This window comes from Mesorhizobium sp. GW821-FHT07A06 (assembly GCF_059419085.1).
Genome location: NZ_JBWKRC010000008.1, coordinates 84,554 through 101,128, shown reverse-complemented (window position 1 = coordinate 101,128; position 16,575 = coordinate 84,554). Strand labels below are relative to the sequence as shown.

Sequence of the window (16,575 nt, the reverse complement as noted above, 5' to 3'; positions counted from 1 at the left end):
CGGATTTTTAAGGAATCTGGTTACCTCGGGCGCGTCGGAGCGCCATGCCACGGCGGTGTATTTTGACAAAGCCATTGTGATTCAAACCCTTTTCCGGCGAATATGAAAAAGACTGGCCGGCGCGAAATATTCTGAAATAATTTGCTTGACAGCCAGTTGTCCTCGCGCCTCCCCGGAGTGCTGTGGACAAGCTGTGGATGACCACAGATAACTATCTGAAAAATAGGGGTTATTTCTGAGAATTAAGAAATTCTAAGCGGATGCTTTTCAAGCGTGCCAACCATCAGCGGACATGCATGTGCCGGCAAAGCATTTCGAAGCTTGGAATCCGCTTTGACAGCCGTTTCCGAGTATTCTTTTTAAGTCCTTGCCGGCAAACGAAAAAACCCGGCGTGATCGGCCGGGTTTTAAAGAAGATCAGTCTGAAAAGCCGATGTCAGGCAGACAACACCTTGAGGCGCTGGGCCAGGCGCGACACCTTGCGGGACGCGGTGTTCTTGTGGATGACGCCCTTGGTCGCGGCGCGCATCAATTCCGGCTCGGCGGCCTTGAAGGCGGCCTGTGCGGCGGCCTTGTCGCCGGAAGCGAGTGCTTCCTCGACCTGGCGTACATAGGTGCGCACGCGCGAGCGGCGGTTCTTGTTGATCGCTGCGCGGCGGACGATCTTGCGCGTTGCCTTTTTGGCCGAGGATGTGTTGGCCATGATGCCTCTCTTCTGATCTGGTCGGCGCACGCGGCATGCCGCAGGGCGCAAAAAACAAACGGGCAGCCACGGGGCCGCCTCGGTTGGTGCGGCTTATAGTTCAGCTTTTCCGGCGCGTCAACGCTGCCCGGCGTTCTTTTTGGTCGCCGCCCCAGGGTTTCGATCGTCGGCCGGCAACGCTTTACCGATTGGTGAAATTCGGCTTCCGCTTTTCGGCGAAAGCCGCCATGCCTTCCTTCTGGTCTTCGAGCGCGAAAAGCGAATGGAACAGGCGGCGTTCGAACCGCAATCCCTCCGCCAGCGTCGTCTCATAGGAGCGGTTGACGGCTTCCTTGGCCATCATCACCGACGGCAGCGAGAAATCGGCGATCTTGGCCGCCGCCTTGATCGCCTCCTCGATGAGTTCGCCGGCGGGCACGACCCGCGACACCAGGCCTGAGCGCTCGGCTTCCGCTGCATCCATCATCCGTCCGGTCAGGCACATGTCCATCGCCTTCGACTTTCCGACGAACCGGGTCAGGCGTTGCGACCCCCCCATGCCGGGAATGACACCGAGCGTGATTTCGGGCTGGCCGAATTTGGCCGTGTCGGCGGCAATGATGAAATCGCACATCATCGCCAGTTCGCACCCGCCGCCAAGGGCATAGCCGGCCACCGCCGCAATGATCGGCTTGCGCGCCCGCGTGAACTCTTCCCATCCGACGAAGAAGTCCTGGCTGTAGGCGTCCACATAGGAGATCGCCTGCATCTCCTTGATGTCGGCACCGGCGGCAAAGGCCTTGTCGGAGCCGGTAACAACCATGGCGCCAATGCCGGGGTCGGCGCCGAAACCGTTCACCGCCGAGACGAGTTCGGCAAGGATCTGGGAATTAAGCGCATTGAGCGCCTTTGGCCGGTTCAGCGTGATCAGTCCGACCTTGCCGCGCATCTCGGTGATGATCGTTTCATAGGCCATGGCTGCTTCTCCTCGCGATCCGGTCTATCTCTTTGTTTTGACGCATTCCCAAGCGCCATGCGCCTTCCCGGGAAAACCGTTCACTAACTCAGCTCTGACACGTCCGGCAATAGAAGGTCGAGCGTCCGCTCTTCACGATACGCTCGATGTGGCCGCCGCAGCCGGGTTTCGGGCACGGCTGCCCCTCGCGGTCGTAGACGGCGAAGGAGTGCTGGAAGTAGCCCAGCGATCCGTCGGTGTGCACATAGTCGCGCAGCGACGACCCTCCGGCGGCGATGGCATCGGATATGACCGAGCGGATCGCCTCGGCCAGGCGTTCGCTTTGTTCCCTGGCCTTCTTGCCCGGCCTGGCGATGGTTCCCGCCTCGCGCAAGGGCGACAGGCCGGCACGCCAAAGCGCTTCCGAGACATAGATATTGCCAAGTCCCGCGATCAGCCTCTGGTCGAGAAGAGCTGCCTTGAGAGGCGATCTGCGGCCTTTCAGCAGCGAGGCGAGCAGCACGCCGTCCAGCGTATTGCCCGTGGGCTCGACGCCCAGCCCGGCCAGCATCGGATGCGTCTCCGGCGATCCTTCCGCGAACAGCATGAAACCGAAACGGCGCGGGTCGTTGAAGATTACGCGCGACAGGGCACCGGCGGCGGAGATCACATGGAACACGACATGGTCGTGCACCGTGCTTTTCGAGCGTTCGTGATGGAACACGCCTGGTGTGTCGCTGTCATCGTCGGTCTCGATGCGAAAGGAGCCCGACATGCCGAGATGGCAGATCAGCAGCGGGCCATCCTGCACATGCATGGTCAGATATTTGGCGCGGCGGCCAAGCGCCGTGATCGTCCTGCCGGTCAGCCGTTCCGAAAACCGTTCGGGAAAGGGAAACCGGAGATCCGGCCGCCGCGCCTCGACCCTGGCCAGACGGGCACCTTCCAGGACAGGCTGCAGGCCGCGCCGGACCGTTTCGACTTCGGGCAATTCAGGCATGGCCGCCAATCATCGCATGGAAGGAAGTTCCGTGGCGTCCGGGTGCCAGCCCGAGGTGTTCGGCGACGGTCTCGCCGATATCGGCGAATGTTGTTCTCAGTCCGATGTCACCACCTATCAAACCGGGGCCCGTGCCGATCACCGGTATGCGTTCACGCGTATGATCGGTCCCTCGCCAGGTCGGATCATTGCCGTGATCGGCCGTCAGGATGAGAAGGTCGCCCTGTCGCAGCCTTGCGAGTGCTTCCGGCAGCCGCCGGTCGAAGGCCTCGAGTGCGGCCGCATAGCCGGCGACATCGCGGCGATGACCGAATTCAGTGTCGAAATCGACGAAATTGGCGAAAACCAGATCGCCGTCGGCGGCATCGTCCATCGCGCCGAGCGCCTTGTCGAACATGGCCATGTTGCCGGCGGCCTTGCGCACTTCCGAAATTCCGCGATGGGCGAAGATGTCGCCGATCTTGCCGACGGCGATCACGCGGCTTCCCCGCTCGGTCAGCCGGTCGAGCAAGGTCGGCTCCGGCGGCGGCACGGCATAGTCGTGGCGGTTGTACGTTCGTTCGAAGGTCGCGGCGGTTTCACCGACGAACGGCCGTGCGATCACGCGCCCGATTCTGAGCGGATCAACCAGACGGCGCACGACCTGACAGAACTCATAAAGCCGTTCCAACCCGAAATGGACTTCATGCGCGGCGATCTGCAGGACCGAGTCGACGGAAGTGTAGCAGATCGGCTTGGCGGTGCGGATGTGCTCCTCGCCGAACCGTTCGATGATTTCGGTGCCCGGCGCATGGCAGTTGCCGAGAATGCCTGAAACCTCGCCCTCGCGGATCATCGCCGCGGTCAGATCAGCCGGAAAGGCGGGAACCGTATCCGGGAAATAACCCCAGTCGAAACGCACCGGCAGGCCTGCGATCTCCCAGTGGCCGGAGGGGGTGTCCTTGCCGCTCGAAACTTCCTGCGCCGCGCCATGGAAAGCATTGGCGAGCAGATCCGTACCGAAATGGGCAAAAGCCAATCCTGTCGCCGTCTCGGCTGCCTTGCCGAGCCCGAGTGATGCCATATGAGGGACAAACAGCGGCCCTTGCCGAAGCCGCTCGCGATCCGCGCGCCCTTCGGCGCAAGCTTCGGCGATGTGCGCGAGCGTGTTGGCGCCGGCGTCGCCATAGCGTTCGGCGTCGGCCGCGCCGCCGATGCCGAAAGAATCCAGGACGAAGAGGAAAGCACGCGCCATCGGGTCATTATCGCCAGTTTGGACGCCCAGACATAGGATCCCACGGCGGCATTGGCAATTCGGAAACCAAACGGCAACGGCTTGGCGCGATAGTCCAGTGCATGTCGCCCAAAAAGTGCGCAGCGGTTTGGGGCAATGACATGCGCAAAACAAGGGCGCATGTCGCCCAAAAGTGCGCAGCGGTTTTGGGGCAATGGCATGCGCAAAACAAGGGCGCATGTCGCCCAAAAGTGCGTAGCGGTTTTGGGGCAACGACATGCGCAAAAAACCAAGGGCCCATGTCGCCCAAAAGTGCGTAGCGGTTTGGGGCAACGACAAGCTCAATCCAGGATGTAAAGTGTCGCGGGCAGCGGGCATGGATATGGACCGAAGAAAACGCAGGACGGCCTTGTCATGAATGCCGCGCGGAAGGCATGCGCCGCCCTTGTGGCCGTGCACGGCGCGCTTTGGTGTGGTCCGGCGCGGGCCGACTGGCGTGATGATATCGGCACGTTTCGCATCGGTATCGTCGCCGAGCCTGGCGCCGGCAACACCGTTCCGGGGCTGGCGCTGTTGACGCAATCCTTTACCAATGCGCTTGGCATGAAGGTGGAGTTCGTCGTCGCGCGCGACTATGCGGCACTGATCGATGCTCAGGCCAATGCCCGGATCGAATATGCCATCTATTCGGCGACGGCCTACGCGACGGCGCTGCAGCGTTGTGGATGCATCGAGCCGCTTGTGGCTCCGGTCGATTCCGACGGGGCGGCCGGCATCCGCTCCGTGCTGCTGACCAGGGACGGCAAGCTGCCCGACCTGGCGGCGATGGAGGCGCACCGGATCGCCATGCCGCCGCCGGACAGCGTCGGAGGTTCGCTTTTGCCGCTGGCGGGCCTGGCCGCCGAACACGTCAAGATCGCTGAAGATTCACCGTTTCTGGTCCATGCCGATTCTTCGTCCGCGGCGGAAAAAATGCTCTTCGATGGCCAGGCTGACGCTATGTTCGGCTGGGTGACGGCGACGGCCGACGGCCAGCCCTTGTTGTCTGACGGCACGCAGGCAAGGTTGGAGGAGGCCGGCCTTGCGCCGTCGGCATTTCAGGTTGTGTGGATGTCGGGTTTGCTGAGATACGGTCCCCATGCCGTGCGCAGCGATCTCGACCCGGAAGCCAAGCGCCGGCTGACCGTCTTCCTCACCAACCTCAAATCGACGACGCCGGATGTCTACGATCTTCTGGAATCAAAACACTCCGGCGGCTTTTTGACCGTTGCCCCAAAGGACTATGCGATGGCGGAGGCGGTCGTGCGCATGGTGACGTCTGATGGTGGTCAGCAGTAGAAGTCTTCAGCAATCGCTGCAGGGGATCGTCAGGCTCCTGCGCGGGCGCAGATAGTAGGTCTCGCCCATCGGGATTGTCGTGGACAGGGATTGGGTCAGTCCAAGCTTCTGTTGGGTGTCCGGCTGCCAGTTGATAATTGGCGAATAGGCGAGGTTGCTCTCGACCCGGATGAGGAAGGTGCCGGCGACCCTGAGCGTTGCCGGAACAGTGGTGGTCGCGGGCAGGGCAGTGGCGATGCTGTAGACGCCATCGACCACCTTGCGCGACCACACCACGTTCACGTTGGGTGGCGTATCGGCGGTGACCTGTATCGCGGTGATGGTGATGTTCGGTGTCGAGCGGTTGTAGGGCTGGATGGTCGAGGTGCCGATTTTCATGATGGCGTCGAGATCCGCCTTGACGATGGTCGGCTGCTGCGTGACGAGGTCGGCAACCATGCTGCCGATGCGGCTGACCTTCTTGCTGGTCTCAATGGCCTGCGAAGCCTCCATGGTCATGAAATACATGACCAGCAGGATCGGCACGATCAGGGCGAACTCGACCGCCGCCACCCCACGGCGATTGGAGCGGAACCCAACCACCTTGCCCCAGATCCCCGCAATTCCCGGATGTGCCCCCGCACGCATCATGTCATTGCCTTTTTTCTTGTTGTCGTCTTCGAACTCAATTGTCGAACGGCTCGTTCTGCCAGGTCACGGACGCGAAGTGCAGCGTCCTGCCTCCGCTCAGATTGGCCATCGACTTGGCCATCAGATCGGTCATGACAGGCCATTTGTAGAAGACCCGCAGCATGTTCTTCGATTCCGCCAGGCCAGGCGTGTTCGCGAAAGTCTGTGAATTCGTGCCTTGCATCAGCACGACGTCGCCGTTCTGGATCTTGAAGCTCGCCGTCGCCGCGTCGGCGAAAGTCGGATACTCGCGAAGATCCACAAGCAACTGTTGCGGGCAATCCGTGGAGACGATGATCTGAAGTCTGCCGCAGATCAGGGTCGTCAGCTTGTCCCCGGCCACATCGGCCGGCTTCAACTGGCCCGTGCGCAACTGGCGCGCGACATCGTCGGTGATGTTGGCCATCACCTCCTGGCCGGCAAACGAGATGCAGCTTTCAAGGATGGCGAACACAAGGAGGGCGAACGGCAATGCGAGCAGCGCGAACTCCAGCGCCGTGCTGCCACGCCGGTCGCGAACGAAGCGCCTGAAAGACCTGGCGCGCTCCACCTTGTGCCGAACTGTCGAGCCGAATCCGTTGCGCATGCCTTGTCCTGCCATCCCTGGACGGTCCTGGCAGGTGTCCTAACGCAAACCAATTGAAGTCCGGTTTGGATGATCGTTAAAGTCGGTGAGGGCGTCTTAACTGGCCGGTAACCTGGACGGCCGCCGGGGCCATGCAGCCTATCTGCTGACGTTCATTTCGGCTTCGGAGGATTTCTCGGCCTCGCTCTTGTAGGAGCTCTCGCAATAGGGCGTGCAAGACATGGTTTGGACCTCGGCGCGCCGGTAGATGCGAACCGACGAGGCTGCCTGCCGCACGACGGTAACCTGTGCGTCGACGATCGGGCTGCCGTCCTGGTCGAGAACGACGAGATTGGTGACACCAAAACCCTTGCCGGTGAGCACGATCGTCGAGGCGTCCTGGACGGAGGCATCGGCGATTGCCGGGTTGCCGACGACGATCGTGTCGGCGGGGCGCGACAGTTTCACGATCTTGGCCTGATTCATGGTGACTTCTATATCGGCGCCGGCTCTGGCTGGCGTGATCAGGCTCGTGGCGGCAAGAAGCACGGCAATCAGGATTGAGGATCTCTGCACGGCCATCGAGGCGCTCCAAGCAAGCAAACTGTTCAACGGAACATGAACGAGATTGGTGAACCAACAGTTAAGTCGGCTTGCTGGCGCCGGATATGGCGATCGGTACAGCTGTTCGCATGGTCGATCCGCTCTGGGTCACAAGATTCCTTAAGTCCTTGCCCTTTGCTGCGTTGGCCTGGGGAACGGTACTTTAGCCGGCGCTTAGCATGGAGTTAACCAAGCACTCCGTTCGAGCCGGGAAAGGAATCGGTAAGGCTGTTTATTAAGCCGATCGAAAGAGCTTCTCCCTAGATTGGCAGCATCCGATCAACCATCACAGAAGTTGACGGAAGTGCTGTAACACGTGGAGTAGGAGCTCTCGAATGTCTAACCTTTTTGCACGTTTCGTGAAGGACGAATCCGGCGCGACCGCTATCGAATATGGTCTGATCGCCGCTCTCATCGCGCTCGCCATCATCACCGGCGCCGGCGCACTCGGCAATGCGATCAACGCCAAGTTCACTTCCATCGGAAGCACCCTGAACAGCAGCGGCAGCTGATCTGCTTATTGTTGAACGCTCCGATAGCGTTCCAGACAGGGGCCGCCACATGGCGGCCCCTGTTTTATTCTGTTTGTCCATGTCACTGCCAATACCAGCCATCTTTTCGTTTCGGGCCTCATCAATCGTTAATCGAACGAGCCTAGGTTGAGCCCCTTGGAATTCTGACAATAGGCATGAGCGCCGATGCTTGAAGCCCTGATCTTCGTCGTCTTTCCGTTCTGCATGCTTTTTGCCGCGATCTCCGACATGCTGTCGATGACGATTGCCAATCGCGTGTCGGTGTTGCTTGTCGCCGTCTTTGCGCTGGTTGCGCCGCTGACGGGTATGGAATGGGCAGCCTACGGTTGGCATTTCGCCGCCGGCGCCCTGGTCCTTGCCGTTACGTTCGGCCTGTTCGCGATGGGTGGCATGGGTGGAGGCGATGCCAAGCTGCTCGCCGCCACGGCCGTGTGGATGGGGTTGAACGTTCATCTTGTCGAATACCTGGTTGTCTCGACATTTATCGGCGGCCTGCTGACGCTTGCCATTCTCGTCTATCGGAAATCGCCGCTGGCGGTTATTACCGGCCGCAATCCATTCCTGCGTCATTTCGCGGATGACACGACCGGGGTTCCCTATGGGATCGCGCTCGGCCTGGGCGGACTGCTGACCTATCCGGATTCGCCCTTGATGGTGTGGGCGCTGGCAAGGCTGGCGAGCTGAACGCGATCTGAATTCCGTCACCTTGATCGGGTTTCCCGACCGGCTTTGGAAAGCGCCGGCGGCCGGGACCCTCTTTTGCATCCGTGGCCGGGCGATCCAGCTAATTTATGTAAACCTTAAATTAATCACGATCGTAAGCATTGCATTAACCTTGTTTTGACGATTGCCGCTGCAAAGTCCGGCTTGGCTAGGTGGTTTGCCAAGGGCGAGGGTTCGGACAGATGCCAGCATCCCGACTGATTATTCTGAGCGTGGCGGTGGCCGCGGCAGGTGGCGCTGGCTATGTCGCAAAAAACATGGTCGCCGCGCCGCCGCCCCAGATCGTCGTTAATTCGGGTCCCCAGGCTCCTGCCGTGCCCCTGCAGGACGTGCTTGTGCTCTTGGGCGACGTCGCTATGGGCAACGCGCTCCAGAACAACATCTCCTGGCAATCCTGGCCGGCCGACGGCGTCAACGCGAATTTCATCACCAAGGCAACCGCTCCCGACGCCCTCGACAAATTGAAGGGGTCGATTGCCCGTGTGCCGATGTACGCGGGTGAGCCCGTGCGGCGTTCCAAGCTGATCGGCGAGGGGCAGAGCTTCATGTCGTCCATCCTGCCTTCGGGGATGCGGGCGGTCGCCACCGCCATATCGGCCGACACTTCGGCAGGCGGCTTCATCCTGCCAAACGATTTTGTCGACGTCATCATGACGCGAAGGGCGGATGCCAACAGCGGCAGCACCGGCTTCAACACTGAAACCATCCTCAAGAACATCCGCGTCCTGGCGATCGACCAGACCATCCAGGAGGACGAGGAGGGCAAGAAGACCAGGGTCGGCCAGACCGCCACGCTGGAGCTCACGCCCAAACAGGCGGAGATCATCACCGTTGCCCAGCAGATGGCCGATCGCCTGACCCTGGCGCTGCGGGCGATCACGGACACCCAGGAAAAGAATGTGGACGAGGCCGACTATCTCGTTTCCGGCAATGGCCGCAAGGGAACGGTGAGATTGATCAAGTCGGGTGAAGTATCCGAAGTAGGGGCAAGGAAATGAGGCTAAGCGGTAAACTGCCGGCAATCGCAGCCGCGGCATTCGGCCTGCTGCTCGTCGGAACGAATGTGCAGGGCGTCGTCGAGGCCAAGAGTACGCAGGTGACGGCTACGACAGCCACGCAGCGCGTCAAGCTGGGCCTCAACAAATCGGTGGTCATAGATCTGCCGAGCGATGCCTACGACATTCTTGTCGCCAACCCGAGCGTTGCCGATGCGGTGACCCGCACCGCAAGGCGTATCTACCTGTTCGGCAAGTCGGTCGGCGAGACCAATATCTTCGTCTTCGGTCCGAACGGCGAACAGATCGCCAGTCTGGATCTGGCCGTCGAACGCGACGTTGCCGGTCTGGAAGGCTACATCAAGCGCTTCCTTCCGACCTCGGCCGTCAAGGTGGAACTGCTGAACGACAACGTCGTCCTGACCGGAACCGTCGATACGCCGCTGGATGCGAAGCGGGCGGTCGACCTGGCGACGATCTTCGTCTCGGGCGGTGAAGCGACGACGGGTCAGTATTCGCAGACCGCGGCCGGCGGCTCGGCCCAGAGCGGTGTCGACATCAACAACCCCGACCAGGAACGACGCGTCTCGAAGATCGTCAATCTCCTGCAGATCATCGGTGACGACCAGGTCACGCTGAAAGTGACCGTCGCGGAAGTAAGCCGGTCCGTGATGAAACAGCTCGGCGTCAACATGGTCGGCAGTGGCGGCAGCAACGGCATTAGCTGGGCCGCACTTAGTTCGCCCAACTACGGGTTGGGCAAGCCGCTTTCGTCGACTTCGGGCCTTGGGTTCGCTACTTCGGGTCTGCAGTCCTACATCAATGCCATGGAACAAAGCGGCGTCATGAAGACGCTTGCCGAACCGACCCTGACCGCTGTTTCGGGCGAGAAGGCTACGTTCAAGGTTGGTGGCGAGTACAATGTGGTCTCGGGGCGTACGAGCAACGTATCGTCCGACAACCAGACCGGCCAGACGACATATACTTTCGACAAAGTCGAATACGGCATCGGCCTTGAGTTCCAGCCCGTGGTGCTCTCGGCGGGCCGGATCAGTCTCAAGGTCAGGACTTCCGTATCGGAGCCGACGACGGAAGGTGCCGGCTCCTTGGAAGCGGGAGGCTTGAAGCAACTGGACTTGCAGGGAATGGCGGTTTTGTCGATCCGCAAGCGGCTTGCCGACACGACCGTCGAATTGCCGTCGGGTGGTTCGATGATGATTGCCGGCCTGGTGCGCGATGACGTCCGTCAAGCCGTTGCGGGACTGCCCGGCCTCACCAAGATACCGGTGCTCGGTGCGCTCTTCCGCAGCAGGGACTTCGTGCGCAACGAAAGCGAACTCGTCATCATCATCACGCCCTATCTGGCGAAGCCGGTGGCACGCAACGATCTCGCCAAGCCGGACGACAATTTCAATCCTCCGAGCGACGGCGCCGGCATGTTCCTTGGCAAGGTCAATCGCGTCTACGGCACCATGCAGACCGACAAGCCCAACGGCCGGTATCACGGCGTTGTCGGCTTTATCTACAAGTGAATGGGGAAGCGGACATGTCTCAGTCAGCGTTGAACACAAGGGGCATCGTCACGACGATGCGCACCGGCCGTTCGCGGACCAGCCTGCGGGCGCTCTCGATCCTGGCGGTGGCGGCAACGGCTTTGCTGGCCGGCTGCGCCCAGCGCGACAGCATCACCGTGGGCGCCATTCCGGACGACTATCGCACCAACCATCCGATCGTGATCGCGGAGAAGAACCAGAAGATCGACCTTCCCGTCGGCGCCGGTGACCGTGGCATGACCGGTTCGCAGCGCGACACGCTGCTCGGTTTCCTCGACGGCTATGACAAGAGTGCCGCTCCGACATTGACGATCCAGGTTCCCAGCGGATCGGCCAATCAGGTTGCCGCCTCGGCGGCCGGCCGCGATTTCGCCCGGCTGGCGGTCGCCAGCGGCGTCAAGCGCAACCGGATCATCGTGGTTTCCTATCAGGCCGGATCGAGCGAGGTATCGGCCCCGGTTCGCGTCTCCTATATCGCGGTGAGGGCCCAGACCGACAAATGCGGACGCTGGCCCGACGATCTGACGGAGACGTCGGAGAACAAGCACTATGCCGACTTCGGCTGCTCCTATCAGAACAATCTCGCCGCCCAGATGGCCAACCCGGCCGATCTGCTCGGGCCGCGCAAGCAGACCACCATCGACGCGGAAAACCGCGGCGCGGTGATCGATGTCTATCGCAACAGGGGCATTTCGGATGAATTCCTCGGCAATTCGGAAGTGACCTACTAAGCCGCCCTTGGGAAAGAGAAGACACGGAAAGAACAGGCCACGGAAAGAGCATGACCATGAGCAACCTTGCCTATGACGCCACCGTGGACGGCGGTGACACCTCACCGCAGGACATCGCCGCGATGCAGGCGTTGCGGCCGGTCCCGCGCATCTCGATCCAGGCATTCTGCGAGACCGAGGGCGTTGCCAATCCGGTCGAGCGCGCCGGCGAGGACCGCCGCATGACCAAGGCGCATCTCAAGGTCCATATGGGCGGCGTTCCCACGGCCATCGAGTTCTATCAGTCGGCACCGACGCCGAACCTGATCCTGCTGGAATCACGCAGTGAACCCAAGCAATTGCTGGAGCAGCTCGCCCAGCTCTCCGAACACTGCGATCCATCCTCGAAAGTGGTGGTTATCGGCCATTACAACGACGTCGGTCTCTATCGCGAGCTGATTCGCTCCGGCATCTCCGAATATGTCATCGCGCCGGTGTCGATGGCCGACATCGTCAGCGTCGTGTCGTCGATTTTCGTCGACCCTGAGGCCGAACCGCTCGGCCGTTCGGTGGCCTTTGTCGGTGCCAAGGGCGGCGTCGGCTCCTCCACCATCTCCCACAATGTAGCCTGGGCAATGTCCTCCCTGTTCAAGTCCGAGGTCGTCGTTGCCGACCTCGACCTCGCCTTCGGCACGGCCAACATCAATTTCGACCAGGACCCGGCACAGGGCATCGCCGAAGCGGTGTTTTCGCCCGAACGCATCGACGAAGTCTATCTCGACCGGCTGCTGACCCAGTGCGCGGAGCACCTGTCGCTGCTCGCGGCGCCCTCGACGCTGGAACGTGTCTACGACTTCGATCCCGATGCCTTCGCGCAGCTTGTCGATACCGCGCAGCGCAGCGTACCCCTTCTGGTACTGGACGTTCCCCATGTCTGGACGGGATGGGCCAAGAACACGCTGGTCAAGGCCGACGAGATCGTCATCACGGCGACGCCGGAACTGGCCAATCTGCGCAACACCAAGAACCTGATCGACATGCTCAAGCGGCTTCGCCCCAACGACCCGCCGCCGAAGCTCATCATCAACCAGGCCGGCGTCCCCAAGCGGCCGGAAATTTCGCCGTCCGATTTCGCCGAGCCGCTCGGCCTGACGCCGATGGCGGTCATCGGCTTCGATCCGTTGCTGTTCGGCAATGCCGCCAACAACGGGCGTATGCTCGGCGAAATGGATGCCAAGAACCAGATTGTCGCGACCATCAATGAGATTGCCCATGTGCTCACCGGGCGAAGCGAAATCCGGACGAAAAAGAAGGCCGGCTTGGGCAGCCTGCTCGGCAAGCTCTCGCGCAACAAGAAATGATGCTTTGGAACCGGTAGTCGATCATGTTCGGTAAAAGAGGCAACGACGACGGCAACCGGTTCACACCGGAATTCCGCCAACCAGCACCGGCGCCGGCCGCGCCGCCGGTCGCGGGTTCGACGGATACGGCGGTTCTTGGCCGGGCCGCGGCACCGCCGCCAAGCGCAACGGTCGCTCCACCAGCCCGGCGTGCGGTAGAGGCGCCACCCATCGCGCCGGAGGCGAGGCGGGGCCGCGAAAAGAGCGAGACCTACTACGACACCAAGAGCCAGGTTTTCTCGGCGCTCATCGACACGATCGACCTGTCGCAACTTGCCAAGCTCGAACCCGAAAGCGCGCGCGAGGAAATCCGCGACATCGTCAACGACATCATCGCGATCAAGAACTTCGCGATGTCGATCGCCGAGCAGGAAGAATTGCTCGAAGACATCTGCAACGATGTGCTTGGCTATGGGCCGCTTGAGCCATTGCTCGCCCGCGACGACATCGCCGATATCATGGTCAACGGGTCCAAGAACGTCTACATCGAAGTCAATGGCAAGGTCGAGCAGACCACCATCCGCTTTCGTGACAATCAGCAGCTTCTCAACATCTGCCAGCGCATCGTCAGCCAGGTCGGCCGCCGCGTTGATGAATCCAGCCCGATCTGCGACGCACGCCTTCCCGACGGCTCCCGCGTCAACGTCATCGCGCCTCCGCTCTCCATCGATGGAGCCGCACTTACCATCCGAAAGTTCAAGAAGGACAAGCTGACGCTCGATCAGCTGGTCAAGTTTGGCGCCATTTCTCCGCAGGGAGCCGAGGTTCTCAAGATCATCAGCCGCGTTCGCTGCAACATCGTCATCTCCGGCGGCACCGGCTCGGGCAAGACGACACTGCTCAACTGCCTGACCAACTATATCGACCGCGAGGAGCGCGTCATCACCTGCGAGGATTCGGCCGAACTGCAGCTGCAGCAGCCGCATGTCGTTCGCCTGGAGACCCGACCGCCCAACCTCGAAGGCGAAGGCGAAGTGACGATGCGCGACCTGGTCAAGAACTGCCTGCGCATGCGGCCCGAACGCATCATCGTCGGCGAGGTGCGCGGACCCGAAGTGTTCGATCTTCTACAGGCGATGAACACCGGCCATGACGGCTCGATGGGAACGATCCACTCGAACAGTCCGCGCGAATGCCTTAACCGTATCGAATCCATGATCGCCATGGGCGGTTACTCGCTGCCGCAGAAAACCGTGCGCGAAATCGTCGTCGGCTCCATCGATGTGATCATCCAGGCGGCGCGTCTGCGCGATGGATCGCGTCGCATCACCCACATCACCGAGGTCATCGGGATGGAGGGCGACGTCATCATCACGCAGGATATCGTCCTCTACAACATCAAGGGCGAGGACGCCAACGGCAAGCTTCTGGGCGAGCACGTCTCGACCGGCATCGGCCGCCCGCATTTCTGGGACCGTGCCCGTTACTACGGCGAGGAGCAGCGCCTCGCCGTTGCGCTCGAGGCCATGGAGAAACGCGCTGACTGACGTGGCGTTGAGGGCTCTGCTCGATGTTTGGAATTGACGGCACCGTATTGGCGTTTGTCGTGCTCGCCGGCTTCAGCGCCGGCGCGGTCGCCTATGCATTCCTGTTCAACCAGATCAGCAATGAGAAACAGGCCAGCAAGCGGCTTGAAACGATCAAGGCGGCGGAAACGGACCGCTCCATCGTCAAGGCCACCCGCGACCGCGCCGCGGACGCGGCCAAGCGCCGTAAATCTGTGCAGGATTCGCTGAAGGAGCTCGACGAGAAGCAGAAAGCCAAGGACACCGCCGTCAAGAAGCCGCCGCTGAAGGCGCAAATCCGGCAGGCCGGGATGAAGGTTTCGATCGAGCGCTTTTACATCTATTCCGCCATATGCGGCCTCGCGCTGACCATGGTCGCATTCATGGCCGGGGCGCCGACGCTCGTCCTGCCGGGCGTGCTGCTGGCAGGCGCGCTTGGCCTGCCGCGCTGGTTCGTTTCGTTTCGCCGCGCCCGGCGCGTCAAGGCATTCCTCAACGAATTTCCAAACGCCCTCGACATCATCGTGCGCGCGGTCAAGTCCGGCCTGCCGCTGAACGATGCCGTGCGCCTGATCGCCAACGAATCCCCCGAGCCGGTGAAGACCGAGTTTCGCCGCATCGTCGATTCGCAGCAGATGGGCCTGTCGATCCCCGACGCGACCTTGAGGATGCCCGAAACCATGCCATGCACCGAGGCGAGTTTCTTCGGCATCGTCATCCAGATCCAGTCGCAGGCCGGCGGCAACCTGTCCGAGGCGCTGGGCAACCTCTCTCGCGTCCTTCGTGACCGCAAGAAGATGAAGGCCAAGGTCCAGGCGCTGTCCATGGAGGCGAAGGCGTCGGCCGCCATCATCGGCGCGCTGCCTTTCATCGTCGCCTTCCTGGTCTACCTTTCGAGCCCGCTCTACCTGATGCCGCTCTTCAACACCAGTGTTGGCAATCTGATCCTCGGCGTTTCCGCCGTCTGGATGTCGATTGGCATCTTCGTGATGCGCAAGATGATGAACTTTGATGTCTAGGGCCGCGGCATGAGTGAACAAGTCATCAAGTCACTGACGGATCCGGCGTTTCTGATCGCGGTGCTGGTCGCCATCGCCGTGTTCGCGACCGTCTTTACGCTGCTGCCGGCGCTTGGCGGCAACCAGCTCAAGGCGCGCATGAAAACGGTCGCGCTCGAGCGCGATGAGCTTCGCGCCAAGCAGCGCGCGCGGCTTGCCACCGAGGCCGATCGCCGCCGCAAGGGCCTGCGCGAACAACAGTCGATCGGCATGCGCAACATTGTCGACCGGCTAGACCTGCGGCGCGCGCTTGCCGACGAGAACACCTTGCAGAAACTCAAGGTCGCCGGCTTTCGCGGGCAGAACCCGCTGACGCGATTCCTCTTCTTCCGTCTCGTGCTGCCCTTTGTCGGCTTCGCGCTGGCCCTGGTCTACATATTCGTGCTTGGAGGCTTGCCGGACAAACCACTGGTCGTGCGGCTGTTCGTCTGCGTCCTCGTAGCCTATGGCGGCTTCTACGCACCGGTTGTTTATGTCAACAACCGCGCCACCAAGCGCAAGCAGTCGATCCAGATGGCGTGGCCTGATGCGCTCGACCTGATGCTGATCTGCGTGGAGTCGGGCATGTCGGTGGAAGCCGCGCTGCGCAAGGTTGCCGACGAGATCGGCGCCCAGTCGGTGGCTCTGGCGGAAGAATTCATCCTCACCAACGCCGAGCTTTCCTATCTGCAGGAACGCAAGCAGGCCTATGAGAATCTTGCCAGCCGTACCGGCCTGGAATCGGTCAAATCGGTGTCGCAGGCGCTCGTCCAGGCCGAACGCTACGGCACGCCCGTGGCGCACGCGTTGCGCGTGCTTGCCGCCGAAAGCCGCGACATGCGTATGAACGCCGCCGAGAAGAAGGCCGCCGCCTTGCCGCCCAAACTCACCGTGCCGATGATCTTGTTCTTCCTGCCGGTGCTCTTCGCCATCATCCTGGGACCCGCCGGTATCCAGGTCAGCCAGCGCGGCATCTTTGGCGATCATTCCGGGGCGCCGGCGTCGACCAGCCAGTAAAAATCGCGGCAGGTTCTCGCCCAAAGACAAAAGCCGCGCTGCATGCAGCGCGGCTTTCAATGTCGGCGAAATCGTTG

Annotated in this window: 17 protein-coding genes; 10 read left to right on the top strand and 7 right to left on the bottom strand. The window is 61.5% G+C overall.

The annotated features are described in order from the left end of the window. Window positions 1-436 precede the first annotated feature (436 nt). The 4 genes from rpsT to AC07SZ_RS23940 form a co-directional block, all read right to left on the bottom strand. Complete coding sequence (gene rpsT, locus AC07SZ_RS23955; protein WP_056569958.1) at window positions 437-703, bottom strand: 30S ribosomal protein S20; 267 nt, start codon at window positions 701-703, stop codon at window positions 437-439. Between the two features lie 181 nt (window positions 704-884). Continuing rightward, window positions 885-1,658, bottom strand: a complete 774-nt coding sequence (locus AC07SZ_RS23950) for an enoyl-CoA hydratase (protein WP_494916154.1) — start codon at window positions 1,656-1,658, stop codon at window positions 885-887. An 88-nt stretch (window positions 1,659-1,746) separates the two neighbouring features. Then, window positions 1,747-2,637: a bifunctional DNA-formamidopyrimidine glycosylase/DNA-(apurinic or apyrimidinic site) lyase gene (mutM, locus tag AC07SZ_RS23945; protein WP_494916153.1), complete on the bottom strand. Its 891-nt coding sequence runs from the start codon at window positions 2,635-2,637 to the stop codon at window positions 1,747-1,749. Then, window positions 2,630-3,871 (bottom strand): phosphopentomutase, encoded by a 1,242-nt coding sequence (locus AC07SZ_RS23940; RefSeq protein WP_494916152.1) that lies wholly within the window; start codon window positions 3,869-3,871, stop codon window positions 2,630-2,632. Before AC07SZ_RS23940 ends, mutM begins: the two co-directional genes overlap by 8 nt. A gap of 393 nt (window positions 3,872-4,264) precedes the next feature. Here AC07SZ_RS23940 and AC07SZ_RS23935 point away from each other — a divergent pair, with 393 nt between their 5' ends. Continuing rightward, complete coding sequence (locus tag AC07SZ_RS23935) at window positions 4,265-5,188, top strand: phosphate/phosphite/phosphonate ABC transporter substrate-binding protein (protein ID WP_065005398.1); 924 nt, start codon at window positions 4,265-4,267, stop codon at window positions 5,186-5,188. A gap of 6 nt (window positions 5,189-5,194) precedes the next feature. Here AC07SZ_RS23935 and AC07SZ_RS23930 read toward each other — a convergent pair whose 3' ends face one another. From AC07SZ_RS23930 to AC07SZ_RS23920, 3 genes are all read right to left on the bottom strand, one after another. After that, window positions 5,195-5,818 carry a TadE/TadG family type IV pilus assembly protein gene (locus AC07SZ_RS23930; RefSeq protein ID WP_056569962.1) on the bottom strand — a complete coding sequence of 208 codons (624 nt, stop codon included), beginning with the start codon at window positions 5,816-5,818 and terminating at the stop codon, window positions 5,195-5,197. Between the two features lie 34 nt (window positions 5,819-5,852). After that, on the bottom strand, window positions 5,853-6,443 hold the full coding sequence (locus AC07SZ_RS23925) for a TadE/TadG family type IV pilus assembly protein (protein ID WP_056569963.1): 591 nt from the start codon (window positions 6,441-6,443) through the stop codon (window positions 5,853-5,855). Between the two features lie 138 nt (window positions 6,444-6,581). Continuing rightward, window positions 6,582-7,004 (bottom strand): pilus assembly protein N-terminal domain-containing protein, encoded by a 423-nt coding sequence (locus AC07SZ_RS23920; RefSeq protein ID WP_056569964.1) that lies wholly within the window; start codon window positions 7,002-7,004, stop codon window positions 6,582-6,584. A 356-nt stretch (window positions 7,005-7,360) separates the two neighbouring features. Between AC07SZ_RS23920 and AC07SZ_RS23915 the strand changes: the two genes are divergently transcribed. The 9 genes from AC07SZ_RS23915 (at window position 7,361) to AC07SZ_RS23875 (ending at window position 16,498) form a co-directional block, all read left to right on the top strand. Then, entirely contained in the window at window positions 7,361-7,537 is a 177-nt protein-coding gene (locus tag AC07SZ_RS23915; RefSeq protein ID WP_056569967.1) for a Flp family type IVb pilin, read from the top strand. Between the two features lie 186 nt (window positions 7,538-7,723). Then, window positions 7,724-8,242, top strand: a complete 519-nt coding sequence (locus tag AC07SZ_RS23910) for an A24 family peptidase (protein WP_056569971.1) — start codon at window positions 7,724-7,726, stop codon at window positions 8,240-8,242. Window positions 8,243-8,463: 221 nt separating this feature from the next. Beyond that, entirely contained in the window at window positions 8,464-9,279 is an 816-nt protein-coding gene (gene cpaB, locus AC07SZ_RS23905; RefSeq protein ID WP_494916151.1) for a Flp pilus assembly protein CpaB, read from the top strand. Next, on the top strand, window positions 9,276-10,808 hold the full coding sequence (locus tag AC07SZ_RS23900) for a type II and III secretion system protein family protein (RefSeq protein WP_056569975.1): 1,533 nt from the start codon (window positions 9,276-9,278) through the stop codon (window positions 10,806-10,808). The genes cpaB and AC07SZ_RS23900 overlap by 4 nt, the downstream gene beginning before the upstream one ends. Window positions 10,809-10,822: 14 nt before the next feature. Next, window positions 10,823-11,560: a CpaD family pilus assembly protein gene (locus AC07SZ_RS23895; protein ID WP_065005396.1), complete on the top strand. Its 738-nt coding sequence runs from the start codon at window positions 10,823-10,825 to the stop codon at window positions 11,558-11,560. Window positions 11,561-11,610: 50 nt separating this feature from the next. Then, window positions 11,611-12,900, top strand: a complete 1,290-nt coding sequence (locus tag AC07SZ_RS23890; protein WP_056569985.1) for a CpaE/TadZ family protein — start codon at window positions 11,611-11,613, stop codon at window positions 12,898-12,900. Window positions 12,901-12,923: 23 nt separating this feature from the next. Further along, complete coding sequence (locus tag AC07SZ_RS23885; protein WP_056569987.1) at window positions 12,924-14,426, top strand: TadA family conjugal transfer-associated ATPase; 1,503 nt, start codon at window positions 12,924-12,926, stop codon at window positions 14,424-14,426. Between the two features lie 23 nt (window positions 14,427-14,449). After that, complete coding sequence (locus AC07SZ_RS23880) at window positions 14,450-15,463, top strand: type II secretion system F family protein (protein WP_494916149.1); 1,014 nt, start codon at window positions 14,450-14,452, stop codon at window positions 15,461-15,463. 9 nt (window positions 15,464-15,472) lie between these two features. Continuing rightward, window positions 15,473-16,498: a type II secretion system F family protein gene (locus AC07SZ_RS23875; RefSeq protein WP_056569991.1), complete on the top strand. Its 1,026-nt coding sequence runs from the start codon at window positions 15,473-15,475 to the stop codon at window positions 16,496-16,498. Window positions 16,499-16,575 lie beyond the last annotated feature (77 nt).